The sequence below is a fragment of the Jidongwangia harbinensis genome, from assembly GCF_020216025.1.
In the GTDB taxonomy this organism is placed as follows: domain Bacteria; phylum Actinomycetota; class Actinomycetes; order Mycobacteriales; family Micromonosporaceae; genus Actinoplanes; species Actinoplanes harbinensis.
The window spans coordinates 69,927-94,686 of sequence record NZ_JAIWNC010000027.1; the positions used below are offsets into that span (position 1 = coordinate 69,927).

Here is a 24,760-nt window from a genome sequence, read left to right on the forward strand (position 1 = left end):
GTGCAGGCGGTCACGACCGGACCCCTTCGAGCTCTGCGGCAGCGGCGGCCGGGGTGGGCGGTGGTGGGGCCGGGCTCCGGCGCGCCGCGGCGAACCGGGCCGGCAGCGACGACAGCCCGTTCGGCAGGAAGAGGATCACCACGATGAACAGCAGACCAAGGATGTAGGTCCAGCCGTCGGGCCAGGTCGAACCGAGGCTCGACTGCCCCCATCCGACCGCCATCGCGCCGAGCGCGGGGCCGAACAGCGATGCGCGGCCGCCGAGGGCGACGCCCGCGATCATGAGGATCGAGGCGGCGGCGCCGATCTCGGCCGGGGTGATGATGCCGACGATGGGTACGAACATCGCTCCGCCGATGCTGGCCATCAGTGCGGAGGCGACGAACGCGACGAGCTTGACGTTGGCCGGGTCGTAGCCGAGGAAGCGCACGCGTTCCTCGGCGTCCCGGGTGGCGACGAGAAGCTCACCGAAGCGGCTGCGGTAGAGCTGCCACACCGCGAGCAGGCACACGACGAGCAGCCCGGCTGCGATGAGGTACACCAGGAGCTTGTTCGCCGGGTCGTTCAGCACGAAGCCGAAGAAGTACTTGAAGTCGCTGAGCCCGGTGTCGCCGCCCGTCTGGCGGATCGTGGAGCTGATCAGGGTGGCCAGCGCGACGGCGAGCGCCTGCGACAGGATCGCGAAGTACGCCCCCTTCACGCGGCGCTTGAACAGCGCGTACCCGAGGATGCCGGACACGATCACCGGGAGCAGCACGATCGCCAGCAGGGTGAATCCCGCGCTGCGGAACGGCTCCCAGAACGCCGGAAGCGGCGCTAGCGGGTCGTAGAGCACCATGAAACCCGGGATCCGGTCCCCAGCGGTCTCCAGCGTGAGGTGCATGGCCATCGCGTACGCGCCGAGGGCGAAGAACACCCCCTGCCCCATCACGAGCATCCCGCCCCGGCCCCACGCCAGGCCGATGCCGACCGCGACGATGGCCCAGCAGCAGTACTTGCCGAGGTTGTTGATCCAGTGATCGGTGAGTACGAGAGGAGCGACCCCGAGGAGCAGAAAGGCGAACACCCCGATGCCGCCGAGGGAGATCCATGGCTTCAGCTTGGTCATACCAGACTCCTGGTTCGCACCGTGAAGAGTCCCTGCGGGCGGACCTGCAGGAAGACGATCACGAGGATGAAGGCGAGCACCTGCGCCAGGCTGCCGGTCGTCCAGTAGGCGAAGTACGCGAGCGCGACGCCCACCGCCCACGCGGCGACGATGGTGCCCTTGAGCTGGCCGATGCCACCGGCGGCGACGACGAGGAAGGCCGGGATGATGTACTGCGCGCCCATCTGCGAGTTCGTCCCGCCGATGAGCGACGCGGCCACGCCGGCGACCCCGGCCAGACCCGACCCGGTGAAGAAGGTGAGGCGGTCGACCGTACGTGTGGAGATACCCGACGTCTCGGCGAGGTCCCGGTTGTGGACGGTCGCCCGGATCCGACGGCCGAACGAGGTGTACTTGAGCCAGGCTGCCAGCGCGGCGACGCAGACGGACGCGAGCAGGATGGTGAACAGCTGCCGAAAGGGCCATTGGTAGCCGAGGATGCTCAGCTGCCCGTCCAGCCAGCTGGGCTTCTCCACCGGTACTCCCTGGGACGGGAAGATGTGCAGTGCCGCCTGCTGCAGGATCAGGCCGACCCCGACCGTGACGAGCAGCGTGTCGAGGGGCCTGCGGTACATCCATTGGATGATGGTGACCTCCAGCAGGAGGCCGAACAGGCCCGCGACGACGAACGCGACCGGCAGCGCGACCGGGATCGACAGGTCGCTGGCGGTGATGACCTGCTGGACGAGATAGGCGGCGAAGGCGCCGATCATGAGGAACTCGCCGTGGGCCATGTTGATCACGCCCATCTGGCCGAACGTGAGCGAGAGGCCCAGCGCGGCGAGCAGGAGCAGCGCACCCTGTGCGCTTCCGTTCAGCAGCGGCGCGATCAATGCGTCCACGTGCACTCGCTCTCTCTAGCGTCTTTACGGAGGGGGAGGGGCCGCGTGCCGTCGTGACACGCGACCCCGCGGGTGATCAGCCCGCCGCGTCCACGAGCTGTTTGCGGATGTCGGCCGGGAACCAGTCGTAGCCTTCGAGGTACGGGTCGGGCTCGATGAACTTGTCGGAGGCCCAGACGATGTCGAACTGATTGTTCGGGTTGATCTGTCCGATGTGGCCCGGCTTGGAGATGTGGTGGTTGTCGCCGTCGAGCGTGACCTTGCCCTCCGGCGCGTCGAACGTGATGGCGTTGCTCTTCGCCGCGGCGTTCACCTTGTCGACGTCGAACGAGCCGGCCGCCTCGACGAGGGCCTTGTACAGGTACAGCGAGATGTAGGCGGCCTCCATCGGGTCGGAGGTGACACCGCTGCTGTTCGGGTACTTCTTCCAGCTTTCGATGAACTTCGGGTTGGTCGGGGTCTTGAGCGACTGGAAGTAGTTCCACGACGCGTAGTGGCCGGTGACCTCGTGGCCCATCGCCGGCGCCTCCTCCTCGGCGATCGACACCGAGATGATCGGCGTCGTCCGGGCGTTGAGGCCGGCGTCGTAGTACGCCTTGATGAAGCCGACGTTCGACGAGCCGTTGATGGTGTTGAAGATGAAGTCGGGCTTGGCCGCCACGATCTTCGCCACCTGGCTGGTCCAGTCGTCCTTGTCGAGGGGCACGTACTCCTCGCCGACGATCTGGATGCCGAGCTTGGCCGCGTACAGCTTGATGATCGCGTTCGCGGTGCGCGGGAAGACGTAGTCGCTGCCGGCGAGGAACAGCCGCTTCACGCCCTTGGTGGCGAGGAAGTCCATCGCCGGGATGATCTGCTGGTTGGTGGTCGCCCCGGTGTAGTAGATGTTCGGCGACGACTCGAGGCCCTCGTACTGCACCGGGTAGAAGAAGAGGCCGTTGTGCTTCTCGACGACCGGCTTGACGGCCTTGCGGGAGGACGAGGTCCAGCCGCCGAAGACCGCGGCGACGCAGTCCTGGGTGAGCAGCTTCTCGGTCTTCTCGGCGAAGGTGGGCCAGTCGGTGGCGCCGTCCTCCTGGATGTACGCGATCTTCTTGCCGAGGATGCCGCCGCCCGCGTTGATCTCGTCGGCGGCCATGTGCAGCACGTTGGAGACGGTTTTCTCAGAGATCGCCATGCCGCCGGTGAGGGAGTTGAGGAACCCGAGCTTGATGCTGTCGCCGGAGGTGTCGACGCAGCTGGGCGCCGCCGACGTCCCGCCGGCGGAAGCGGAGTCGCCGGCGCGGGCGCCGCAGCCGGCGAGCACGAGGGCCACGGTCGTCCCGAGGGCGCCCAACGCCGTCAGCGTGCGCAGCCGCTTGCTGGTGGTGGACATATATGAGAACTCCGTTCCTGGTGAAGGGGCGTGACGCCGGGATCGCGGCACGGCGGATCGTGCAGATGGAGATGTCCTGGGCGAGCCGCCGGCGTCCCGAGCTCGCGCCCCATGCCGCCGGCAAGGTTCAGTCGGCTGCTGCAGGTGAGAGAAGAGTGACGCCGCGTCATTACTCTGACATTTCTTGGATGTTCCAACCCTGTAGCCGCGTGGCCAGCCAAGGCGCGAAAACCCGAGAAAACGGCGTAAAACATGAAGAGGCTGGTGTCAGAGTGCTGCCACATTCTCGTGACGACACAAGGTCATGTCATACTCTTGACATGCACGGCGCCGCCGGTCTCTGAGGTTGCACGATCAGCCGGCCCATCGCCCGCGCATGCTTGTGGAAAGGCATACGACGATGGCGATGCGGTCTCCCGGACGAAGTCGGAGGATTGTCCGCGATCGAGTCCGGACGGTACGTTTCGCGGATGGCACGGACGGTGGTGTTCCGGGCGGCTCATGCCTTCGACGGGGATGGCTTCGTCCCCGGGGGGTTGCAGGTTCACGTTGCCGCAGGTCGGATCGTCGCTGTTCGCGCCTATGACGCGCCGTTGCCGGACGGTCAGCTGGCGGTGGACCGTCCGGGCAGCACGATTTTGCCCGGCCTGATCGACACTCATGTGCACCTGGTCGGGGGCGGGGAACCGGACGCCTTGACCTTGGATGCGGGTCGTTCCGCGGCCGAACGTGAGCACGTCGTTCGCCAATCTCTGCTGGCGCAGGTCCGTGCGGGTGTGACGACGGTGCGCGATCTCGGCGACAACCGATTCGCGGTCGTGGACCGGGCGGTCGGAGATGACGAACCGTCGGTCCTGGGCTCGGGGCCGCCGATCACTTCGGTCGGTGGTCATTGCGCCGCCTTCGGAGGCGCGGTACGTGACCGAGCCGGCCTGCGAGCCGCGGTCGCGCAGCGGTACGAGCGGGGCGCCCGGATCGTCAAGGTGATCGTCAGTGGTGGTGCAATGACCGCCGGCTCGGACCTGCTGCGGTTGCAGTTCGACGTCGCCGATGTGCGGGCCGTGGTGGATGAGGCGCATCGTCGAGGGCTGCCGGTGACAGCCCATGCCCACCCGGTGTCGGCTGTGCAGGTGTGCCTGGCCGCAGGCGTCGACGCCATCGAGCACTGCACCTGCCTGACCGACACAGGAATCGCCACGCCGGACGCGGTGATCGACGCGCTGGCCGTACGGCGGGTCGTGGTGTGCCCGACTTTCGGCCGGATGCCGGGGCTGCCGCCGTCGCCGCAGGCGATCGAGGTCATGCGTCGGACCGGCATGACGTTGGAGGCCCGGTTCGCGCAGGTCGGCCGGCTCCATGCGGCCGGGGTACCGCTGGTGGCCGGCTCTGATGCCGGGATCCATCCGGCCAAGCCGCACGGGGTGTTGGCCTACGCGGTCCAGGAATTGGTCCGGTCCGGGCTGCCGATACACGCCGCGGCGGCGGCCGCGACATCGGGCGCCGCGGCGGCCTGCGGCCTGGCCGGTACCGTCGGAAGGCTGAGGCCAGGCCTGGTGGCCGACCTGCTGATCGTTGACGGCGACCTGCAGCACGACGCTCTCGCCCTGACCCGGGTCCGCGAGGTGGTGCTGCGTGGCCGGTGCGTCGTCAGTGACGCCGGGCGACCAACACCGAGTTGATGACCTCCCCGAACGGGTGCAGCAGAACCTCAGGGACCAGCCCGGCGTCGCGTACGTCCCGGACGCTGACCACCGGGTAGAGCAGCGACCGTAGTCCGTTCGCGCTGCGGACGGCCACGCGCGTCCCCGCCTCGATCGACGTGCCGACGGCACGCAGCGCCGCCTGCTTCTGCACCCGGGTGGTGCCGACCAGCGCGGCGACCACCACGACGTCGCAGCCGGCGGCCGCGCACGCCAGGTCGGATGCCGATCGGGCATCGGCCAGGAGCACGCTGATCCGGTCCGCCAGGCCGAGCCGACCGATGAGGCGGCGCGACAACTCGACCGCGTCGGCGTCCTGGTCCACCACCGTGACCGTGGTCCTGAGCATGCGGGACAGCATGATCGCGCTCAGCGGTAGCGGTCCGCCACCGATGAAACACAGCCGTCCAGAATCCCCGGGCCGGTGACCGGTTCCCGCCAGCGCATGCCGTTCGAGGTGCGCCAGTTGCTCGTAGTTGCGCAGGTAGGGAAAGGCGGCCAACTCGGCGTGCGGGTCGGGGGCGGCAAGCGTACGGCGAGCCCACCAGTCTTCCAGCTGGGATTCCCCTACGGCACACAACCGGACGAGGTTGTCGCGTGCCTCGGCGATCCGCGGGTCGGTCAGCACCGACGAGACATCGACCGGATCGGCGTGGGCGCAGGTGGCGACCAGGTCGGCGAACAGGGAGTTGACCACGGGTGACGGGGCCAGGCTGTCCTGGGCGCGCAGCCCGTCGTACAAGCGCAGAATGCGACCGGCCAGCACTTGGTTGTCGGCGTCGCGGGCGGGGGCAGCCGACGCGCTCAGCATTGGTGCGTCCGCAGCATCGCCTCGGTGTCGATCTCGAAGTGCACCGTGTTGAACGGATCCGGCCGGGTGTCGCAGACCTCCCGGGTCGGCAGGGAGCGCCAGAACGCCTCAGCGCCGGGAACGCCGGCATCGGTATGCAGGTACACGCGGCTGTATCCACCCGGTCCGACGCTCCAGGCGACGGCCCGCTCAGCGAGGGCGTGACCGACGCCGCGCCGCCGCGCACCGGCGGCCACCCAGACCCGTACGAGCTGACACACGTCGGGCTGGTTGTAGCGGCGTGCCAGCCATTGCGGATTGGGCGGACTGGCCAACGCGCACGGTATGACCGCGGCGGTGCCCACGATGCCGGACGACTCCCGGGCGACGATCAGTGCGCAGCCGGGACGACGCAGATAGGCGGCTTCGAGATCGTCGAGATCGCGGTGCCACTGCGGTCGATAGCCGCCCAGATCCGCCTGCAGCACCTCCTGCATCATGGCCTGTGCCTCGACCAGATCCCCCGGTCGGGCGAGGGCGACGGTTGCCTTCCGGCTGTCGACTTGGCTCACGCTTCGCGGGCTGAACATCTCCGGAACTCCCAACAACGTACGGCAGTGATCAGCGACTGATGCAGCGCCGCGGCCGGCACGCCTCATGAGCAACGCTGCGCGCCGAACCGGGCGTCCGACCCAGCCCCGACAATGGTAACGGTTTTCATTTGCTCCAAGTGACGGGGTCCCGCGCGGAGACGGTCATCCACATATGACTTCATGTCGGCCGCGCTCGACCGGAGTGTCACGGCCAGCGCCATGACGGTGCGATGCCACTGGGCAACGGGTCGCCGGCCACGGCAGTGAAGCGGTTCGTATGGTGCGTCGTCCGGTCCACTCCAAGCCTGGCCTGCGTGTTCGTGGCGGCCGCATTTGGCATCGCGCAAACCGCAGGTCAACGGTCGCTCTCGCCAGCGGGCGCCGGCGGTGTCGCGAGGCCCCGCAGGAGGTCGTCCACAAGTGTGCCGATGAGGCGTTCCTCCATCACCGATCGGCCGGTACTGGTCATCGCCTCCGTTAGGGAGTGATCCCAGGGACCAACTGCCGGAGCGCCGGTCAGCGGCAGACCTATCGGGTCGGCCGCGAGGTAATCCGCACCAGACATGCGCCATGGCACAGCATCCGGGTAGCGGGCGAGAGCGGCTGCGGTCAGCCGGATACCGGTCCAGTCGAAGTCGTTGCGCCATCGGATCACGGTGCCCGCCGCACAGTTCGCCAGCAGCGTATGGACCGCTGCGGACGGCACTCCTTCGGTACAGATCAGCGGGGCCGTAGAGTGTCCCGCCGCGGCCCGCAACACGGCCGGGTTCTCGCACACATAGATCTCCGGCACAGGGAGGGACAGCCGGGCGAGGCGCAGCTGGTGCAGGGTGACGCGGAACGGCACATGAGCCATCGTGGCGGATGACAGCCAGTCGCCGAGAAGACCGCCGGTGGCGGGCAGGTTGAGAACCAGGGCCTGGCTGGCGAGGTCGTCGGGGACCAACCCGGCCATCTCCCAGAGCGCCCGTTCCTGTTCTGCTCCGGTCGGGGACTTGACCTGGTGCCAGGCGGCCAGCGCCCGGAGCACGAGTCCGCGCATCGGCCCCTCAGCAAGGGCCTTGGTGTCGCCGAGGACCCGTTCGGCGAAGACCGGCATCGGCTCGGCGCTGACCGGCAACGCGTCGAGTGCCGCCAGCGCTCGAGCGAACAGGATTCCGCTTCGGGCCATCCGGGTGAGGGTCCCGTCACGGCGCAGGCCGTCGAGCCATTCCTCGAACCACGGCTGCCCGGCGTGGCGGCTCCCGGCTGCCGTCGCGAGCATCGCCTCCCGGGCCTCGGCGAGAATGGCGCGCTCGGCAGGGCGGTCCCGGAACGCGCCCACCGCCGACGGCAGATCGATGCCGTGGGCGCTCCGCAGAAAGGCATCGATCTCGGACAGGCGGACGGCGACCCGCTTGACGCCGGCGGGCCTGTGTACCCCCGTCACTCCGATGACGACATGCCGTTCCGCCTCGTCCGGCGCCGTCAGGGAGACCGTCCCGGCGAGACTTCCACCGGTGCGCTCCAGGCTGCGCCGGGCAGCGGTCAGCAGCCGCCGCCAGCCCGGATCGATGGTGAGGTCAGGCATGTGAGCCAACGGTACGGGTCGACGGCGAGCCCAGCGCCGCAGCGAGCGTCCCGTCGAAATCGGCCACATTCACGGCGCCGTCCCACACCAGCAGGACCGTCGACACGGCGTGTTCGACCGTGGAGTGCGACAGGTCGTAGTGCGCGCACCCGGTCACCGCCGGGTGGGTGGCCCACAGGTCGTACCCGGTCATGAACAGGTCCAGGTCGAACTGTTTGGCGAGGGACATCAACTCGCCACGCCCGTTGTCGTCGACACCGGCGAACGCCTCGTCGAGGCCGAGCAGCCGGGGCGCGTCCGGGCGGGCCGACCCGAACAGCGCGTTGGCGGCCGCGAACAGCGGCAGGTGCAGCGACACTGACTGCTCACCACCGGAGAGCTGGCTGTGCCGGGCCCGGGTGAGCGGCTCCCTGATACCGCCGGGCCGATGCAGGGTGAATGCGAAGACCCGCCACTGCCGGTAGTCCAGCACTTCGGCCAGCAGGTCCCGGTAGGGCTTCTCCGGGGCCTGTGCCCGGGCCCACTTGATCCGGGCCGCGAAGTGGCGGCGCAGGGTGGTCAGCTGTCCCGGCCCGAGTCGTGCCGGATCCCGTTCCAGCAGTTTGCAAACCTCACGCTGCTCCGGGTCGAGGTCGTCGGAGAGCCGCCAGCCCACGCCGACGGTCAGGCCGGACGACATCCGCCGGGCACGCATCTGCCGGTCCATCGCGTCGACCAGGTCGCGGGCCTCGATCGTACGGCGATGGATCTGCCCGGCCAGCTGGCCCAGCAATGCGTCCTCGAAGACCCGCTGCTCGGCGTCGGTGAGCAGTTGTTCCTGGTCGCGTCGTTCTCCGGCGATCCTTTCGGCGAAGTGCGCCACCGGTGTTAGACCCTGTTCGTCGGCGACCCGCACGACGATGACACCCTCGTCGGTGTCCCATTCCGGCCGATGGTCGAGCCCGGCGGCCGGTAGCTGCGCCTGCAGGTCGGTGAGGGCGCTGGTCAGCCGGGTCGCGCTCTGCTTCAGTGAGGTCTCGGTGGGGCTCAGCTCGCGGGTGGCGGTCAGGATCGCCTCGTGCAGCGCCACGATCGCCGGTTCGAGATCGTCCTCCGTGGCGTCGGCAGCCGGCCACCGCAGGTGCGAAGGGCAGCGGATCAAACCCAGAAGATCACTTTGGGCGTACGGGCGGAGCCGCACCGCCTCGCGCCGCGCCTCGACGATCGCCTCGGCCACGGACCGCTCGCCGATCTCGACCCGTGCGACCGCGCCGGCCCGGCTCTGCAACGCCGCACTGTGCACTGCCCTGGCCTGCTCCAGAGCCTGTTCCGCCGCGGTGACCGCGTTCTCGGTCTCGGCCACCTCGGCCAGCACCCGGGTCGTCTCGGCCCCGATGGCCGCCGACAGGGTGCGCAGTTCCTCGTCCTTCTCGGCGTGCCGGGCGTGCGCTGCCCGGGCCGCCTGACCGGCCGCCTCGGACCGTTCCTCCGCCTCGGCATGGCGCTCGGCGGCCTCCCCGGCCAGCACGTCGGCGCCGTCCGCGCTGTCCTGGGTGTGCCGCAGTTCCACCCCGAGCCGGTCGAACCGGTCCAGCGCCGCGGCAGTCGAGTCGAGTCGTTCCACCGGCAGCGACCGGTCGGCGGCCGCCCGGCGCAGCTTGGTGGTGGCGTCGGCCTGGCCGGCCAGGGCCGCGTCGAGGTGGCCCGCGGCGTCCAGGGCAGCCTCGCGGCGTACCCGCAGAAGGGTCGCGGCCCGGTCCAGATCGCGTTCGGCTTGTGTGATCGCGGTACGCGGCGGCAGCGCCGTGCCCGCCCGGTCCACGGCGCTCAGAATCTCCCCCCGGGCCGCGCGGTCGGCTTCGACCTCGTCGATCTCCCGGTGGAGGGCGGCGATTTGGCGGTTGCAGTCGGCGATTCGCGCGGCGCGGCGTGCCGCGCGGGCGGTCGCCCCGATGTATTCGCACCGGTCCTTGGTGAATCGGCCGACCCCGGAGCCCTGAGCCCAGCGGCCGTCGCCGGTCACCCCGGACGGGCCGGTGATGTCGCCGAGCGCGATGCCGCGGAGCACGGATGTGATCCGTTCGGCCGGCACGAAGTCCTGATCCTCGGGCACGAGCACGTCGGCCAGCGTCCCGCCGGTCTGCTCGCCGGAGCGTAGGTAGGCGTCCTGTTCGTCGTCGTCGGAGGTCGGGTGCACCCAGGCGTCGAGCAGGCCGGCCGCTTGCACGGCGGCTTCGATGCCGGCCGCCTCCGCCTCCGGTGTGCCGTCGGCGAATCGCACGAGACGCCACAACGGCGCGCCGGCCCGGTTCTCCCGGGAGGCCGGGCGGGTCGGCGACGGCGGCGGCGAGTCGTCGTGCTCGGCCGCGATCAGCGCCCGCTCCTCCACCACCTTCCGGCGTTCGAGGTCCAGGCTGTCGGATCGGGAGCCGAGCGCGGCCACCTCGTCCCGGATCGCACCGGTCGGGGCGGCCACCTGGTCGTGATAGAGGTTGCGCAACGACGGGCTGGTCACCGCCCCGGCCAGATTGTCCGGTAGATCGGCGACGCCCAGAGCGGTGAACAGCCCGGCGTGCTCGGAACCCCATGCTCTCACCGCCTGGGAGGTCTGCTCCCGGGCCACCTCAAGGGCATCGCCGGCCCGCTCCTCCGCCGCGGTGGCGTCCTCCGCCGCGGCGCGGGCCGCGCGGTCGGCCTCCGCGGCCCGCACATGTTCGCGTTCCGCCTCCGCCAGGCGGTCCGCCAGTTCCCGGATCGCTCGCACGTCCGCCCGGCGTGCCGCCGACCGGGAGGCCAGCCGTGTCGCAAGCCCGTCGGCGTCCGCGTCCCCGGCCCGCCATTCGAGGCCGCCGCTTTCCGCCTCCGACGCCAGCTCGGCCGTCACCCGGCCGACCCTGGCTCGGGCGTCGCGCAGCGCCACGGCGGCTCGCTCGGACTCCACCCGCCGTCTGACGGCGACGTCACGCTCCGCCTCCACCTGCCGGTCGGCGCGGCGGGCGGCGTCCGCCAGGTCGTGCACATGCCGTTCCAGGTCGGCAAGTTGTTCGTGCGAGCGGTAGGCGGCCGAGCTCTTCAGCCGGTCCAGATGCGCGCGCAGCCTGCCGGGCTCACCTTCGACCGCGCGCAGCCGCCGCTCCGCCTCCGCCGCCTGCTCCCGTGCCGCCTCGGCCTCGTCACGTGCCGAGGCCAGCGCCTCCCGGCGTACCTCCGCGTTGTCCCGGCGTGCGGCGAGCGCATCGGCCGCGGCTCGCGCGTGGGTCCGCAGGTAGGTGGCGTAGACACCAAGGAATGAACCGGTCGCGGCATCGGCCGCGACCAGACCTTCGAGGGTACGGGCGACCGCCTCCATGTCGTCGAACGAGCGTGCCGCCTCCACCAGCAGGTGGTCCTCCACCGGGCGCAGGCCGCGTTGCAGAGTGCGGGACAGCTCCACCGGGTTCAGATCCTTCGCCAGCTGTGGCTTGCGCAGTGTCAGCACAAGATCGAGCAGTTGCTCGTAGCGGGCGGGACCCAGCCCGAACAGCTTCGCGTCCACCAGGTGCCGGTATTCCTCGGCCGAGTCGCGTACCGCGTCCGCGCCAAGCCGGTCGATCAGATCCCGCCGGGAGACCGGCCGGTCCTCGTCGTCCAGCAGCGACAGGTCCACCCCGACCCGGCCGTCGGCGACGAAGTGCCAGCGGGTCACTCGGTCGTTGTGCCGGTGGGCCCGCAACCCGATCCCGGCCGTCACGAACCGGTCGCCGTCGGAGAATTCCATCCAGACGTACGCGTACGCCGTTTCCTGCCCCCGGTAGAGCAGGTTCGACTTCATCGTCCGGTCCTCGCCGGCGAACGGATTCAGCCGGCGCGGCTCGATTCGCCCGTCCAGCACGAACGGAAACAACACTTCGAGGGCCTTCGTCTTACCGGAGCCGTTCGGGCCGCGCAGCACGAGCCATCCGTCAACGAACAGGAACTCCTCGTCGCGGTAGTCCCAGAGGTTGATGATGCCGGCGCGAGTGGGAGCGAAACGAGCCAAGACAGATCCTCGATCTCAGAAGAGGCTACGTTGTCTGACCTGGGCCACAGTGCTGCGATAGCGGCCGATCAGGGGGCGGGCCAGCACACCACCGGGCACGGGGAGCACCGCACCGAACCGGGAGAGCAGGTCGACCGCCTCGGTACGCAGCCGGTCGGGATCGGCGTGCCACGCGGCGCCGAAAGCCGATCCGTACCGGTGCAGAATTTCCGCTGTCGCCTCCCGCAGGAAACTGTCGGTGATCAGTGGCAGCCGCCGTTCCGGGTTCTCCGCCTCCTCCGGCTCGTGCACCGTCGTCTCATCGGAGTCGAGGCCCAGTGGGACGCTCGTCGGCAAGCCGGCGTCTATCTGGCCGATCAGCTTCTCCCGTGCCTCCGCCGGATCAGGCACCGGCATCCGACGCGTCCTGCGGCCGTCCGGATCGGCCACCCGTTCGGCGATCGTCACCGCCAGCAGCACTGCCGCCTGCGCCACCGAGCCGGTACCCGGGAACCGCTCCGCCGACCAGCCGGCCGTGTCGACCAGCAGCGCACCCTCGGCCCGCCGCTCCAGGCGCAGCCCGGTGAGCCGGTACAGGTCGGCGGCCAGCGCCTGGCCCCGTAGATGGTTGCCGACCTCGGCGGAGACGTCGTCGTAGTAGACGATCGGCCGTTCCAGCACCGCGCGCCGGGCGGCCTGCGCGGCGGCCCGGCGCTCGGCGTTGCCGCTGCTACTCAGCGAGCGGTCCAGCAGGGCGGTCACCGATTCGATGTGTTGCAGCACCCGGGGCGGCCGGAACAGTGCCAGTACGGCGTCACGCGCGACGTCGTACAGCGCCTCACCCGCGCCGGGATCGCTCGCCCATGCCGAACTGGAGCCGTCGGCCAGCCGCAGCACACCCCGCTCTTCCAGCCAGGCGACCGCGTCGACGAACGCCCGCCGGTCCGCGCCGGAGTCCGGGTCCAGCCCCAGCCCGCTGATCCGGCCGGCGTCGGCGGCCGCCGCCTCGGCCAGCTCGCTCAGCGTGATCTGAATACCGGCCCGGCCCAGCGTCGCCAGGCACAACGACAGATAGGCGTAACGCTGCCGGTCGAATGGGCGACCGGTCCGCGAGACCGCCGGCCGGTCCGTCTCCAGCCGGTCAGCGGTGCGGACCAGCCGCGCGGTGGTGCCGTGCGACTCCAGCCGGTACCCGAACGCCTCTGACAGGTCAACGCGCAGTTCGGCGGCGAACCGGCGGATCCGCGACAGTGCCTTCTCGTCCGGCCAGGTCGCGGTGATCAGCGGATGCCGCAGCACGAGCCGGACCGCGCGCTGATAGTCGGCGAGCTCCAGATCGGAGACCTCAGCGGCGAACCTCACACGGCCACCGGGTCGGTCCGACGCGCGGCGGTGTGCGCGGCCGTCGTCACGGACAGCTCGAAGCCGTCGATGTGCAACCTGCCCGACTCGGTGGGCACCGTGGTGAACCGTCCGGGGCAGGGGGTGAGCGTCAGGCGTACCCCGAAAGCGGCGGCCGCGAGAGGAGCTTCCCGCCGGCCTGCCTGCCGCGTCGCCAAGGCGATGTCGAGCAGCCGGCGCAGCGCACCGGCCTGCGCGTCGGTGAGTGTCCCGGCACCGATGAGGCTGGTGGCCGCCTCCGCCTGGCGGCGCTCCTCGGCGACCTGCCGCTCTCGCAACGCGCGGCGGGAGGACTCCGACCGTTCGATCCGGGCGATCCGGCCGTTGCCCTGCCCCGGCATCCGGCCACTCTGTACCAGCGTCCGGGACAGCTCCACGGCCGGCGCCTCCCACCAGGACAGTCGTCCCGGGATCGCATCCGGATCGGGGTACCCCACACCGACGTGCCGTGGCGCACCCAACCCGAACACCACATCGAAGACGGCATGCGCGGCCTCGTCGGAGCCGGCTCCGGTGAACCACGCCGCCAGATGCCGCAACTGCGACTCCCGGCTCACCCCACCCCGGCGGGCCTCGGTGACCCGGCGCAGCAGAGCGAGCACGTCCCCGATCGCTGCCATCGTCGCACCGGAGAGCCGGTCGGCCTCACTGGGCCGGACGGTCTCCGGCGCCAGCCAGGAACGCAGCCCGCCCCAGCGGCGGCGCCAATCCTCGATCCGCTCGATCGGCGTCGCGAAGAGCCGCTCGTCAGCTTCGGCCGCGGCCTGGAGCATCCGCTCCAGACCGGTTGCCTCGACCTCGTGCACGGCCTCCCGCAGGCGCGGCGTGTACCGCTGTAACTCGTCGTGGAAGTCGCGTAGGTGGGCGAGGAGTGCATCCTTGTGGGTGAGGAAGACCTCCGGGCGTACGTCATGGGTCCGGCTCAGATCGCCGAGCATGTGATAGAAGCGGGCGGCGCGTTCCGCGACGTCGGCCAGCGCCCGGTCGAGGCGGTTGAGCTTGCGGTAGACCTCCTCGGCGTCACCGTCGGAGTTCGCCGTGGCGAGGGCCTTGAGGTCGGCGAGCAGGTCGGCGAAGACCAGTCGGGACAGTGTGCTGTCGTCCAGGCCGGCCGCGAGGACGGACTCGACCGCGCGGTGGGCGCGGTAACCGGCCTCGGTGAACTGGTAGACCGAATGCCGGTTGCGGTATTCGGCGAGCGTGGCGGCCCGGGTGCCATCCTGGCCGCGGTCCAGCACACCCCAGTCGACGAGGGCGTCCAGCAGCCGTGGCAGATCGAGCCCGGCAGGGTCGGGGCAGTCTGGGTGGATCCCGGCGAGACCGGCCAGGGCCGCCTGCACGTCCGAGGTGTGCAGGACGACGTGGTAACTGGAACGGGCGGCGTCGAAGGCACGGAGGAGCCACAGGTACGCGAGCCGGTTGTCGGCATTGACATAGCTGAACAGCCGAAGGCGATCGTCGACCCCGAAATCGTCCAGTCCGAACGAGGTCCGCGGTTCCGGCATGCGGCCACGATACCGTCAGTGCCCGACCGCCCTCGGACACGATGTGCGGCGATCACTTGCGCGGGTGAGCCTGCCGGGCGTTATGCGGAGAGTCGGTGAGCTCTTACATGCGAATCGCCGCCCGGCGGTTCGCTGTCGTTGGCTGCCGGTGGAGCGCCGGAGGTGGTTCTCTATCCTGCGCGGGTGTCTTCGCTCCGTGCTGCCGAGTTCGATGCCTTGGTCGCCGAGGCGTCGCTGGGTGGCGGGTCTGCCGGTGGCGGATAAGGACGAGGCGCTGGTGCGGGTGCTGCGCGGCGATGCCGGGTTGCTGCGGTCGGAGTTGCTGCGGCGGTTCCACGGCGTTGCGGAGGAATCGCCTGCCGGGGAAGGGCGGACCGCCGGAGATCTGCTCGCCGCCGCCGAGGAACGTTGGGCGGCGCGGGCACAGCAGAAGCGCGAACAAGAGGCGGCCGAACGTCAGCGTCGTGCGGAAGCGGCGGCCGCGGCCCGCGAGCAGCGTTTGGACGAGCTGGCCCGGAACCCGGTCCGGGTATGGAACAAGGTAGACGAGTTGATCGCGACCAAGCGTCCGAAGGACTACGACATGGCGGTCACTCTGCTTCTGGATCTTCAAGCACTGGCGGTACGGGAGGGTAAAACCTTCGACTTCGCGGAGCAGATGACTCGGCTGCGGGAGCGTCATGCCCGCAAGCCGAGCCTGATCGACCGTTTCGACCGGGCCCGGCTTGACTGAGTCGGCTGTCGCGTCTGCTGGAGCTGCGGGGGCAGGACACCGCTCCGGCTCCGGAGCAGCTTGCCGCGTTGGCCACGCCGGGGCCGGTCACGACGTCGCCGCTGAGGTACGACGCCGTCTCGGCCCTCCGGCTTGGTAGCGCACCGCCCGAGACGGGTGGTTCGCATGGTGCAACGTCCGGCCCACCTCTCCGCTGACCTGGGTGGGATTCCGGGTCGTACGAGGGGCGTTGCGCGAATCATCCGTCGCCCCGGCTGAGTCAGCGATGTGCTCAGGACGTCGAGTCGGTGCTGTCAGGCGGTTGTTGCCTGCCACGGGTCGATGAGCGAGATGCCAACGTCGATGAAGTCCGTGGTGTTGCGCGTGGCGAGGGTTGCGGCTTGCGAGCGGCAGATGGCGGCTATCTGGCCGTTGAAACCGCTGATGGGGTTGCCATCTGCTTCTCGGCCGGCGACCACGTCCGCGTAGGCGGTGGCTGCGGCGAGGTCGAAGGGCAGAACCTGGCGGGGGAAGGCGGCGAAGATCTCGTTGGCTGCCTGGTGCAGGTCATGCTTGCGCCGGCCGTCCGGTAGCCGGGCGATGCCGTACCGAATCTCGGCGACGGTGACCGACGTGGTGTAGAGACCGGTGCTTGAGGTCTGCCGGAGCCAGGCGAGCACGGCTGGAGCAGGAGTGCCCCGCATGAGTTCGGAGACGACGTTGGTGTCGAGGACGATCATCACTCGCCGAAGTCCGCTGCTCGGGGTGGGGTGATCCTCGGGGGTACGGCGAGGTCCACGCCGCCGAGCTGCGCGAAACGATCGGCGAGTGCGCTGAAGAGGTCGTTTCGCGGGCCTTCCTCCTCGGTGGCGGCCGCGGTGAGGATCAGGCGAATCTCGGCCTCCATGGAACGGCCGTGCCGGGCGGCTCGGAGACGCAGCTTCTCTTTGACGGAATCGTCCAGGTCTCGAATGCTGAGGGCGGCCATGGCCTCATCTCCTCGATACCAGGTCTGCTAGCAATGCTAGCGCAGGAATGCGGCAGCGGCCGATGGCCGTTCAGTGCTTGTGGCGTGAGCTGTTGAAACGCCCGTGCACCGCCACCAGGGCCGGCTCCGATGGCCGACACCCACCTTGTCGGTGGCAGATGAGGTTGCGCCGTCAGGTCGCGTTTGGCGGTCGGGGGGTTTCGAGGGATCGGTGCCGTGACGCATAAGTATGCTGATCCGCCGTGACGTTCGAGCGGCTGGCCGAGTCGTACCGCGACGAGCTGACAGCTCATTGCTACCGGATGTTGGGTTCGTTTCACGATGCCGAGGACGCGGTCCAGGAGACGTTGGTGCGGGCCTGGCGAGGTCAGGAACGGTACGAGGATCGCGGCACGACGCGTGCCTGGCTGTACAAGATCGCGACGAATCGGTGTCTGACCCTGATCGAGCGTCGGGGGCGCCGCCGGGAACTGCCGACGGACTTCACGCCGGGAACCGCGCCGCTGACCGAGACGGCGTGGCTGGAGCCGTACCCGGACAGTGGGGTGGGCTCCGTCGGAGCGTTTGACCCGGCGCAGCGGATGCTGGCGCGTGAGCATCTGGAGCTTGCGTTCATCGCGTCGCTGCAACACCTCTCCGGCCGGCAGCGGGCCGTGCTGTTGCTGCGCGAGGTGCTCGGCTATCACGCCGGTGAGGTTGCCGACCTGCTCGACATCTCTGTCGCGGCCGTCAACAGCGCCCTGCAGCGAGCGCGCCGGACCGTCGACGAGTTGCGTCAGACACCCATCCAGCAGGCGGAGTTCGCTGAGCTCGGTGACGACAAACTCCGGGAGGTGGCGCGGCGCTACGCGACCGCGTGGGAAACCGGCGACGTCGACGCCATTGTGGCGATGCTGACCGACGACTCCAGATACTCGATGCCACCGCTAGCGCAGTGGTACGAAGGCCGTGACAGCATCCGCGAGTTTCTGCTGGATGGTCCGTTGTCACTGCGGTGGCGGTTCGTCCCGGCGCACGCGAACGGACAGTTGGCCTTTGGAACCTACCGGTGGGACCCCGAGGCGTCCGTCTTCACCGCGGCGGCGCTGGACCTGATCGCTGTGCGTGGCACCGGTATCGCCGAGGTGGTGTCGTTCTTGACCCCGAAGATCTTCCCGAGGTTCGGCCTCCAGATGGAACTTGCCCAAGATTAAGAAGATCAGTCCGGCCCATGCGATGAGTTCGCCGGTCTGCGCGGGTTGTAGAGGTGATAGCAACCCAATCCGTGGAGGACGTCATGACAGACGACGAGGCACAGATCCGCGAACTGATCGAGCACTGGACGGCAGCCGTGCGGGCCGGTGACCTGGCTGGCGTTCTCGCAGACCACACTGACGACATCATCATGTACGACGTCCCCCCGCCCTACCACGGCATCAAAGGAATCGAAGCGTACGGGCGAGCGTGGCCCGAGTTTTTCCAGGGGCAGGCAACAGGCGCCACCTTCGAGCTGGCCAGCCTGGACATCACAGCTGGAGACACGGTCGCCTACGCACACGCCCTGCTGCGCTGCGGCACGCCTGAGGAACTGACGAGAAAGCCGGACTTCCTGCTGCGGCTGACCTTCGGCCTACGCAAGGAGCAGGGCCGCTGGGCCGTCGCACATGAGCACCATTCGTTCCCGGACGAGAGCGGCACCGACAACCGCGAAGTATCCGAACGCGAGGTCCGAACGCTGCATCAGCGATGGTTTGAGTCCACCGCGGCGAAGGACCTCGACGGGCTCATGTCCCCGATCGCCGAATCGGTCATCTCCTACGAGCACGAGCAGCCACTGGAGTACGTCGGCCGTGACCGGGTCCGTGAGGTCTGCGCAAACGGCCTCGACGCCAGCTCCGGAACGGTCACCTGGGAGGTTCCGGACTTGAACGTCGTCGTGCGCGACGACCTCGCGGTGGCCTGGGGCCTGAACCGGATGACCGTGGAACAGGACAACGGGGGCCTGGTCGAAAGCTGGTCCCGTGGCACCCGGATCTTCCAGAAGACCGACCGAGGGTGGGAACTGATCCACCAGCACGTGTCTTTCCCGTTTGATCCGGCCACCGGGCAAGCCCGGACCGACTTGGCACCCACCGCAACCAACTGAACCGACCGGACCGAACGACCTGACGGTTGATGCACGCTGGCCGTCCCGTCGGGCGAACCTCGTGGTTCAGGTGCCGGAGGCCATGTAGGCGGCGAGGATGTAGCGGGGGTGCCGGTCGAGGTTTTTGCGGGCCCGGTCGTAGCGCATCGTGGTCTTCGGATCGGCGTGCCGGGCGGCGATTTGCCCGTCGCGGAGGCAGATGCGTGCGCTTGGACGACGATCCCTGGGACGTCGTGCTTCGCGAGCCACATCGTCAGCTGGCGTGATCAGGTGACTACGGGGTCAGCACGATCCTCCCGAAGACCTCGCCAGCGTCCATCTTTTGGTGCGCCAGCACGGCATGCTCCAGCGGCAGCACCTCGTGCACCACCGTCTGGAGCTCGCCACGACCCGCGGCAGCGAACTGCTCCATCCGCACGGCACGTCGAGCGGGCTCCGCTACGGTTGCGGCGCTGAAGGTGGCGAAGGACATCGACTTCTGGAACCCGGCCATCAACTTCGTGCCGAAATCAGCGGGCGGCTGGCCACCGACTGCGCCGACGGCCACGAGTCGACCGTTAGGGTTGAGCCTGTCGAAGAACGAAGGCATGTCCTCACCTGCGACGACATCAATGATGACGTCGTAGCCTGCGGGAGCGTCCGCCTCTCCTTCTCCGGAGCGGTCCAGCACGTGGGTCGCACCGAGGTCACGCAGTCGACGGCCGCGCTCATGGGAAGAGGTGGTGACTGCCACGGCACCGGCACCAACCTTCGCCGCGAGCTGGACCGTCATGATCCCGATGCTGCCGGCCGCGCCGCGCACCAGCACGGCCTCCCCCAAAGAGAAGCAGGCGTGGGAGAGACCGAAGTGGGCCACGACCCCGGAGCTCCCGAGCGTCACGGCGTCGACAGCGGAAAGGCTCGCGGGGAGGGGCAAGACCTCTGCGATCGGCGCAATTGCCTGCTCGACGTAGCCGCCGCCCGTACCGGTGAACGCCCACACGCGCTGCCCGACCCATGCGGGGTCGACACCATCGCCCACCGCGGTCACCGTCCCCGCCACCTCACCGCCCGGGACATGACCCTCCCGGAAGCCGTAGGCAGCGAGAGCACCACTGCGGATCACGACGTCGACGCCTCCAACCCCGATCGCCTCAGTGGCGATCGACACCTGCCCCTGAGCGGGAGCCCGGCCAGAGATATCGATGACTGTAAGCCCCTCGGGGCCCCCGAACTCCTTGATCGCGACTGCCTTCACCGTTGTCCCTCTTGGTGGCTCGATCAAAGCCGCCGTTGGGCGACCCCCTGGCTGCTGGGGACGGTAGCGGGCGCCGGCGTCCGTTCTAGCTAAAGTGAGAGAGTGATCGGCCGTTTGCCTCAGACGCTGCGTTCGGACGCCCTGGACAACCGCGCGCGCATCCTCGACGCGGCTCGGGCAGTGTTCGCCGCCGAAGGCCTGGACGTGCCGATGCGCGAGATAGCCCGGCGCGCCAGGGTCGGCCCCGCCACCTTGTACCGCCGCTTTCCCACCAAGCAGGCGCTAGCCACTGAGGCCTTCACAGAGCAGATGTCTGCGTGCCACACCATTGTCGAGGAGGGGCTTGCCGACCCGAATCCGTGGCACGGATTTTGCCTTGTGATCGAGAAGCTCTGTGAACTGCACGCACGAAACCGGGGCTTCACCACAGCGTTCACCTCGGCCTTCCCCTATGCCATGGATCTTGCCGCGGAGCGCGAACACGCGCTCACCTCGCTCGCCGAGCTCGCGCGCCGCGCCAAGGACGCCGGCCAGCTGCGGGCAGACTTCGTCTTGGACGACCTCATCCTCATGCTGATGGCCAACGGCGGCCTGCACACCAGATCGACGAACGCTCGGGTTGCTGCCTCCCGCCGCTTTGCCGCGCTCGCGATCCGGGCATTCCGCGCTTGATCGGCACTCACCGCGATACCCCCGTGGTCCGGTCGCGTCCTGCCCACTCTCATAACGGCCGAGTCGAAGTGGAATGGTTCCAACGCCGTGGCCGTCAGCGCTGTCCTCGGCAGAAGTGCGCACGTGATCATCGCGCGATGGACCTGTACCGCGCAGCGGTGTGAAGCCGTCGTGGGGTATTCCGGCGGGGGAGCGGTGACGTGATAAGAGCGATCGTTTCGATCTTCCCGGCGCCGGTCCGGTGCTCGCCGGATGCTCCCTCGAGTGTCGAGGCGACCGCCCGAGTGCTGCCGGTCGGGTGCGGACGCCGAGGGGAATGGGGCACGAATGGGGGGCCGAAGAGACTTCTCGGCGGATGACGGCCAAGGGGCGTACCTAAGGTCTGGGCCATGAATTTCGTATTCGTTCCAGGGGTCAACCACGGCGGCTGGTGCTGGCATCCCGTCGGGCAGCGGGTGCGGGCCGCCGGGCACCGGGCGTACGCGTTGACGTTGCCGGGCCTCGCGATGGGTGACGATCCCACCGGGCTGAGCCTCGCGGACGCCGTTGACCACATCGTCGATGAGGTGCAGCGACGCGACCTGGTCGACGTCGTGCTCGTCGGGCATAGCTTCGCCGGCATTCCGATCACTGGCGCTGCTCCCCGGATCGCCGACCGGCTCGCGCACATCGCCTTCTTCAGCGGGTTCATCCCGAGGCGCGGCGAGTCGATGGCCGACGCGCTCGGGCCGCAAACCAAAGCGTGGATCCGTGCGACGGTCGAGGCGTCGCCCGACGACACCGTCCCCATCGACTTCGAGACCTTCCGGACCCGGCTCATGCAGGACGAGTCGCCCGACCTGCAGCGGTTCGTCTTCGACCAACTGACGCCGCAGCCCGGGGGATACATCCTCGAGTCGCTCGACGTCGACGGGCTGGCGACTCTCGGCGTACCTCTCAGCTATCTGCTCGCCGAGCGTGACATCGCGCTCGCGGCGCCGGGCGTCGAGTTGGCCGCCCGCCTCGGCGTCGAGCCGGTCATGGTGCCCGGCACCCACGAAGCGTTGCTCACCCACCCGGACGAGGTGGCCGCGGCGCTGCTCAAGACCACGACAAGCGGTTGACGGGCGCGGTGGACCACAACGGTCGCCTCGCGCGAAGGGAACGAGGCTCAGCTTCGCCGGACCCGGAACATCTTCCCGGAGACCCAGCTCCCTGATCTTGGATGTTCCTTGGCGTTGCGCGTGGCGAGGGTTGCGGCTTGCGAGCGGCAGATGGCGGCTATCTGACCGCCGAACCCGCTGATGGGGTTGCCATCTGCTTCCCGGCCGGCGACCCTCTGTTTCTGCCGGCGTCTGGGGGCTTGCCTTGGTGGACCGGCGCCGGCACGGTGACTGGGCACCGTTGACGGCGGTACGGGTGACGACCTCCCGGCCCGACGGCGCCGGCGCGGAGTTCGTCGCCCGGACCGGGATCGGCTGGTCGGCCTTCGACGACCCGATGACGGTGGAGGTGTGGCAGCCACCGGGCGGCAACGCGCCGGGTGACGAGCCGGGCCGCTGCGAGGTGGCCAAGCGTGGCCGGGTGGTGCTCGGCCGCGCCGGGTTCTCGGTGATTCCGCTGGCTGCCGGTCGCTGCCGTGTCGATTGGGACGAGGACGTGACCGTGACTCCGCATCGGGTCACCGGACGTGCCGGGCCGTTGCTGTCCTTCGCCGGGCGGGTCGGCTTCGGCGCCACCCTGCGAGCGATGGCCCGGGACGTGGAGCGGCAATCCCGCTGACGGCCGGACACGTGCAATCTGCTCGTCCGGGTCGAACGCGAACGACGCGGTGCGACTTACTGGTGGCGCGTCCGGTGCCAGGCGAAGAACGGCTCCTGGTCCGGCTGATAGCCGTGCAGGTGGCGGCCCGTGAGGTCCTTGACCACCCGCCGGAGGTCGTCGGTGGCCTGCTTCCTCGGGTTGCCGGTGACGATGCCGGAGGCGCTGACCGTGAGGTAACCGCGCTCGAAGAGTTCGTCGCAGCCGAGTGTGCAGGCCGGCATGGTGTTCGCCAGCTGCAGGCGTTCGTTGCGGTCGGCCTCGGCGCGCCGTTTGATATGGGCCAGCCGAACGAGGGCGACCGGCAGAAGGCGGCCGCAGATGGCGCAGGTGATGCGGACGCGCGGGCCGAACCGGCTGCGGCGTAGCCGACGCTGCTCCAACCGCACGACGGTGCGGGCCAGGCCGTCGAGATTGTCGAGTCCGTCGAGGAGCCGGTCCGGTATCTCGAAGCCCACGTTCGGCCCGTCGGCGTCCAGGATCGCACCCGCTTCGGCGGAGGCCCCGGCCCGCAGCATTTCCGCGACGTCGCGCTCCGTCAGGGCGTCGTCGTCCACCAGCGGTTCGGGGCCGAGTATCGGCACGCCACGGCGAAGTGTCGAGTCGCGGATCGCGGCGACAGCTTCCGGCCGGAGCCGGCTGCCGTTGAAGCCGCCCAGCGGCACCACGGAGTCGAAGCGGATGCGGAATTCGTAGGGTGCGTCGGGCCATACCGGGGTGACCGCCCGGAACATTGTTCCGGTGACTCGTGCGATGGTGATCGCGCCGTAGGTTGCGGTCTGCCACGGCTCGAGGTTTCCGTCGGCTGTTCGCGGCCAGCCACGGATCGGCGTGGCCGGTGACACCGCCTGCACGAACGCGAGATAGGTCGGCTGAGACGGGTTCTCCAGCCAGTCGGTCGCCGCTGAGGCCAGTGGGCCGTAGCGGGGGTTCTTCCAGCCCCAGATGAGGCCGTTCATACCGATCTCGAAGTTTCGCTTCGCGTCGCTGCCGACGTACACGTAGGCGTACTTGGTCATGTCAGCCCGGCTCCGGGGCATCGGCGATCCGCTGCAGCTTGCCGTGCGCGGTGACTGGCCATGATGCGGCTTCCATACCGTGCAGTCTGCCTGGACTGCCGCGAGATCCGGCGCACCATGCGGGCTGCACCCCCGTCGAACCGACTACCGGGCGGCCCACGGCCGCTACCCCGGCTCTCCACGGCGGCGCGACACGGCGGCTGCGTACCCTAGCGGTCGGCGCCCTGCTCGCGTCCTGCCTGCTGCTCGCCCCGCATCTCGGCCCGGGCCCGGGCCAGTTCGTCCAGGGCGCCGGTGCGGCGCAGCTTCCGGATGAGGTACTTCGACAGCAGGCCGTTGCCGAGCAGGTGCAAGGTCTTGTTGGGCGGCGAGCTGAACCCGCCCGCGGTGTGCGGCGCCCAGACGGCGGTGTCGTCGGTGACCTCCAGCCAGCCGGTGCCGATCCGGTTGGACACCCCGGCGGCCTGCGGTCGGAACGCGTGCGCGGCGAACCCGGCGCGGCGGCCGCCCGGCGGGAGCAGGCCGGGGGTGACGTCGAGGTGCAGGCCGCGTTCGCTGTGACCGGTCACCCGGACCGGCGCGATGACCGGGTATCCGTCGCCGCCGCGGTAGGCGATGACGTGGTGTGGCATCTTCCGGGCCTGGCGGGCGAACTTTGCGGTGTCGACGCGCGGGCCGGTGCCCTTGGCGGGCGGCTTCTGCGCGGCCGGTGGCTCGGGTTGGGGGGCACCCGACACGTCCGGGGTGCCGGTGGCGTGCGGGTCGGGCCAGGACACGACGCGGATCAGGGGGATGTCGATGACCAGGCGGTGTTCGACGTATTCGCGCAGCGCCCAGTTCCAGAACCGGCCGGTCGGCAGGTCGCCGAAGAACCGGCCGGCCTGCTCGGTGACGAGGGCGAGTTGTTGCGGCGACGGCTCGGCGGGCACCACGGCGGTGCCCTGGGCGAGCACGAGGCGGGAGCTGGTGGCGAAGCCGTGCTCCCGCGTGTGGTAGGCCATCGCGACCCGCGGCTCCTGGAGCAGGCGCTTCAGCTTGCCGGGGAAGGCGAGCGACGTGGTCATGGCGACGCTGCCGGCGTCGCGGTCGACCAGGCCGACGGGGCTGACCGGGACGACGACCGCCCCGCCCGCGGGGGTCAGATAGGCGGATACGGTGACCAGGTCGCCGGCGAACACCGACTGCACCTCGTCGGACCAGGTAACGGGCATGGGACACACCTTGAGCCGTCCCCTTGCCGCAGGTAAACGATCTTGCCCGAACGTACCTGCGTCCTGTCACCGGCGTCGGGTCAGCCGCGGCGTAGGC

21 protein-coding genes are annotated in these 24,760 nt (G+C 69.6%); 7 read left to right on the top strand and 14 right to left on the bottom strand.

Annotated features, from left to right (window positions below; translation table 11 throughout):
- Positions 1 to 10 precede the first annotated feature (10 nt).
- The 3 genes from urtC to urtA form a co-directional block, all read right to left on the bottom strand.
- The gene (gene urtC, locus LDL48_RS29380) at positions 11 to 1,108 is read right to left on the bottom strand and encodes an urea ABC transporter permease subunit UrtC (RefSeq protein ID WP_225258479.1); all 1,098 of its coding nucleotides are present in this window, start codon (positions 1,106 to 1,108) and stop codon (positions 11 to 13) included.
- Complete coding sequence (gene urtB, locus LDL48_RS29385; RefSeq protein ID WP_225258480.1) at positions 1,105 to 1,989, bottom strand: urea ABC transporter permease subunit UrtB; 885 nt, start codon at positions 1,987 to 1,989, stop codon at positions 1,105 to 1,107. The genes urtC and urtB overlap by 4 nt, the downstream gene beginning before the upstream one ends.
- A gap of 76 nt (positions 1,990 to 2,065) precedes the next feature.
- Entirely contained in the window at positions 2,066 to 3,364 is a 1,299-nt protein-coding gene (gene urtA, locus LDL48_RS29390; protein WP_225258481.1) for an urea ABC transporter substrate-binding protein, read from the bottom strand.
- A gap of 470 nt (positions 3,365 to 3,834) precedes the next feature.
- Here urtA and LDL48_RS29395 point away from each other — a divergent pair, with 470 nt between their 5' ends.
- Positions 3,835 to 5,043 carry an amidohydrolase family protein gene (locus LDL48_RS29395; protein WP_225258482.1) on the top strand — a complete coding sequence of 403 codons (1,209 nt, stop codon included), beginning with the start codon at positions 3,835 to 3,837 and terminating at the stop codon, positions 5,041 to 5,043.
- On the opposite strand, the gene LDL48_RS29400 is transcribed toward LDL48_RS29395, so the two are convergent.
- From LDL48_RS29400 to LDL48_RS29425, 6 genes are all read right to left on the bottom strand, one after another.
- Positions 5,012 to 5,875 (bottom strand): nicotianamine synthase family protein, encoded by an 864-nt coding sequence (locus LDL48_RS29400; protein WP_225258483.1) that lies wholly within the window; start codon positions 5,873 to 5,875, stop codon positions 5,012 to 5,014. The two genes, LDL48_RS29395 and LDL48_RS29400, sit on opposite strands and share 32 nt — an antisense overlap.
- On the bottom strand, positions 5,869 to 6,444 hold the full coding sequence (locus tag LDL48_RS29405) for a GNAT family N-acetyltransferase (protein ID WP_225258484.1): 576 nt from the start codon (positions 6,442 to 6,444) through the stop codon (positions 5,869 to 5,871). The genes LDL48_RS29400 and LDL48_RS29405 overlap by 7 nt, the downstream gene beginning before the upstream one ends.
- Positions 6,445 to 6,802: 358 nt before the next feature.
- Positions 6,803 to 8,017, bottom strand: coding sequence for a TIGR02679 family protein (locus LDL48_RS29410; protein ID WP_225258485.1), 1,215 nt, complete (start codon positions 8,015 to 8,017; stop codon positions 6,803 to 6,805).
- On the bottom strand, positions 8,010 to 12,014 hold the full coding sequence (locus LDL48_RS29415) for a TIGR02680 family protein (RefSeq protein ID WP_225258486.1): 4,005 nt from the start codon (positions 12,012 to 12,014) through the stop codon (positions 8,010 to 8,012). Before LDL48_RS29415 ends, LDL48_RS29410 begins: the two co-directional genes overlap by 8 nt.
- A gap of 15 nt (positions 12,015 to 12,029) precedes the next feature.
- Entirely contained in the window at positions 12,030 to 13,355 is a 1,326-nt protein-coding gene (locus LDL48_RS29420; RefSeq protein WP_225258487.1) for a DUF2398 family protein, read from the bottom strand.
- The gene (locus LDL48_RS29425) at positions 13,352 to 14,899 is read right to left on the bottom strand and encodes a TIGR02677 family protein (RefSeq protein ID WP_225258488.1); all 1,548 of its coding nucleotides are present in this window, start codon (positions 14,897 to 14,899) and stop codon (positions 13,352 to 13,354) included. The genes LDL48_RS29420 and LDL48_RS29425 overlap by 4 nt, the downstream gene beginning before the upstream one ends.
- A gap of 238 nt (positions 14,900 to 15,137) precedes the next feature.
- Between LDL48_RS29425 and LDL48_RS29430 the strand changes: the two genes are divergently transcribed.
- Entirely contained in the window at positions 15,138 to 15,632 is a 495-nt protein-coding gene (locus LDL48_RS29430; protein ID WP_225258489.1) for a hypothetical protein, read from the top strand.
- A gap of 293 nt (positions 15,633 to 15,925) precedes the next feature.
- Here the strand turns inward: LDL48_RS29430 and LDL48_RS29435 are convergent, their stop codons facing one another.
- Both LDL48_RS29435 and LDL48_RS29440 read right to left on the bottom strand, forming a co-directional pair.
- Positions 15,926 to 16,351, bottom strand: a complete 426-nt coding sequence (locus tag LDL48_RS29435) for a type II toxin-antitoxin system VapC family toxin (protein WP_225258490.1) — start codon at positions 16,349 to 16,351, stop codon at positions 15,926 to 15,928.
- Positions 16,351 to 16,599 (bottom strand): FitA-like ribbon-helix-helix domain-containing protein, encoded by a 249-nt coding sequence (locus LDL48_RS29440; protein WP_225258491.1) that lies wholly within the window; start codon positions 16,597 to 16,599, stop codon positions 16,351 to 16,353. Before LDL48_RS29440 ends, LDL48_RS29435 begins: the two co-directional genes overlap by 1 nt.
- A gap of 242 nt (positions 16,600 to 16,841) precedes the next feature.
- Between LDL48_RS29440 and LDL48_RS29445 the strand changes: the two genes are divergently transcribed.
- A complete protein-coding gene (locus LDL48_RS29445; protein ID WP_225258492.1) occupies positions 16,842 to 17,792 on the top strand; it encodes a sigma-70 family RNA polymerase sigma factor in 951 nt (316 codons plus the stop codon).
- 83 nt (positions 17,793 to 17,875) lie between these two features.
- Positions 17,876 to 18,724 carry a YybH family protein gene (locus tag LDL48_RS29450; protein WP_225258493.1) on the top strand — a complete coding sequence of 283 codons (849 nt, stop codon included), beginning with the start codon at positions 17,876 to 17,878 and terminating at the stop codon, positions 18,722 to 18,724.
- Between the two features lie 274 nt (positions 18,725 to 18,998).
- On the opposite strand, the gene LDL48_RS29455 is transcribed toward LDL48_RS29450, so the two are convergent.
- Positions 18,999 to 19,961, bottom strand: a complete 963-nt coding sequence (locus LDL48_RS29455) for a zinc-binding dehydrogenase (RefSeq protein ID WP_225258494.1) — start codon at positions 19,959 to 19,961, stop codon at positions 18,999 to 19,001.
- Positions 19,962 to 20,063: 102 nt separating this feature from the next.
- Here LDL48_RS29455 and LDL48_RS29460 point away from each other — a divergent pair, with 102 nt between their 5' ends.
- From LDL48_RS29460 to LDL48_RS29470, 3 genes are all read left to right on the top strand, one after another.
- A complete protein-coding gene (locus LDL48_RS29460; protein WP_225258495.1) occupies positions 20,064 to 20,633 on the top strand; it encodes a TetR/AcrR family transcriptional regulator in 570 nt (189 codons plus the stop codon).
- 389 nt (positions 20,634 to 21,022) lie between these two features.
- The gene (locus LDL48_RS29465) at positions 21,023 to 21,736 is read left to right on the top strand and encodes an alpha/beta fold hydrolase (RefSeq protein WP_225258496.1); all 714 of its coding nucleotides are present in this window, start codon (positions 21,023 to 21,025) and stop codon (positions 21,734 to 21,736) included.
- A 295-nt stretch (positions 21,737 to 22,031) separates the two neighbouring features.
- Positions 22,032 to 22,394: an SRPBCC family protein gene (locus LDL48_RS29470; protein WP_225258497.1), complete on the top strand. Its 363-nt coding sequence runs from the start codon at positions 22,032 to 22,034 to the stop codon at positions 22,392 to 22,394.
- A gap of 56 nt (positions 22,395 to 22,450) precedes the next feature.
- On the opposite strand, the gene LDL48_RS29475 is transcribed toward LDL48_RS29470, so the two are convergent.
- On the bottom strand, positions 22,451 to 23,434 hold the full coding sequence (locus LDL48_RS29475; RefSeq protein WP_225258498.1) for a hypothetical protein: 984 nt from the start codon (positions 23,432 to 23,434) through the stop codon (positions 22,451 to 22,453).
- 227 nt (positions 23,435 to 23,661) lie between these two features.
- Complete coding sequence (locus LDL48_RS29480) at positions 23,662 to 24,663, bottom strand: hypothetical protein (protein WP_225258499.1); 1,002 nt, start codon at positions 24,661 to 24,663, stop codon at positions 23,662 to 23,664.
- Between the last annotated feature and the right edge of the window lie 97 nt (positions 24,664 to 24,760).

Bases quoted from the DNA above. Each gene is read 5' to 3' on its own strand.
- LDL48_RS29440 (WP_225258491.1), bottom strand. From the start codon at position 16,599: ATGGCCGCCCTCAGCATTCGAGACCTGGACGATTCCGTCAAAGAGAAG.
- urtC (WP_225258479.1), bottom strand. From the start codon at position 1,108: ATGACCAAGCTGAAGCCATGGATCTCCCTCGGCGGCATCGGGGTGTTC.
- LDL48_RS29435 (WP_225258490.1), bottom strand. From the start codon at position 16,351: ATGATCGTCCTCGACACCAACGTCGTCTCCGAACTCATGCGGGGCACT.
- LDL48_RS29405 (WP_225258484.1), bottom strand. From the start codon at position 6,444: ATGTTCAGCCCGCGAAGCGTGAGCCAAGTCGACAGCCGGAAGGCAACC.
- urtA (WP_225258481.1), bottom strand. From the start codon at position 3,364: ATGTCCACCACCAGCAAGCGGCTGCGCACGCTGACGGCGTTGGGCGCC.
- LDL48_RS29450 (WP_225258493.1), top strand. From the start codon at position 17,876: ATGACAGACGACGAGGCACAGATCCGCGAACTGATCGAGCACTGGACG.
- LDL48_RS29395 (WP_225258482.1), top strand. From the start codon at position 3,835: ATGGCACGGACGGTGGTGTTCCGGGCGGCTCATGCCTTCGACGGGGAT.
- LDL48_RS29480 (WP_225258499.1), bottom strand. From the start codon at position 24,663: ATGCCCGTTACCTGGTCCGACGAGGTGCAGTCGGTGTTCGCCGGCGAC.
- LDL48_RS29400 (WP_225258483.1), bottom strand. From the start codon at position 5,875: ATGCTGAGCGCGTCGGCTGCCCCCGCCCGCGACGCCGACAACCAAGTG.
- LDL48_RS29465 (WP_225258496.1), top strand. From the start codon at position 21,023: ATGAATTTCGTATTCGTTCCAGGGGTCAACCACGGCGGCTGGTGCTGG.
- LDL48_RS29425 (WP_225258488.1), bottom strand. From the start codon at position 14,899: ATGCCGGAACCGCGGACCTCGTTCGGACTGGACGATTTCGGGGTCGAC.
- LDL48_RS29410 (WP_225258485.1), bottom strand. From the start codon at position 8,017: ATGCCTGACCTCACCATCGATCCGGGCTGGCGGCGGCTGCTGACCGCT.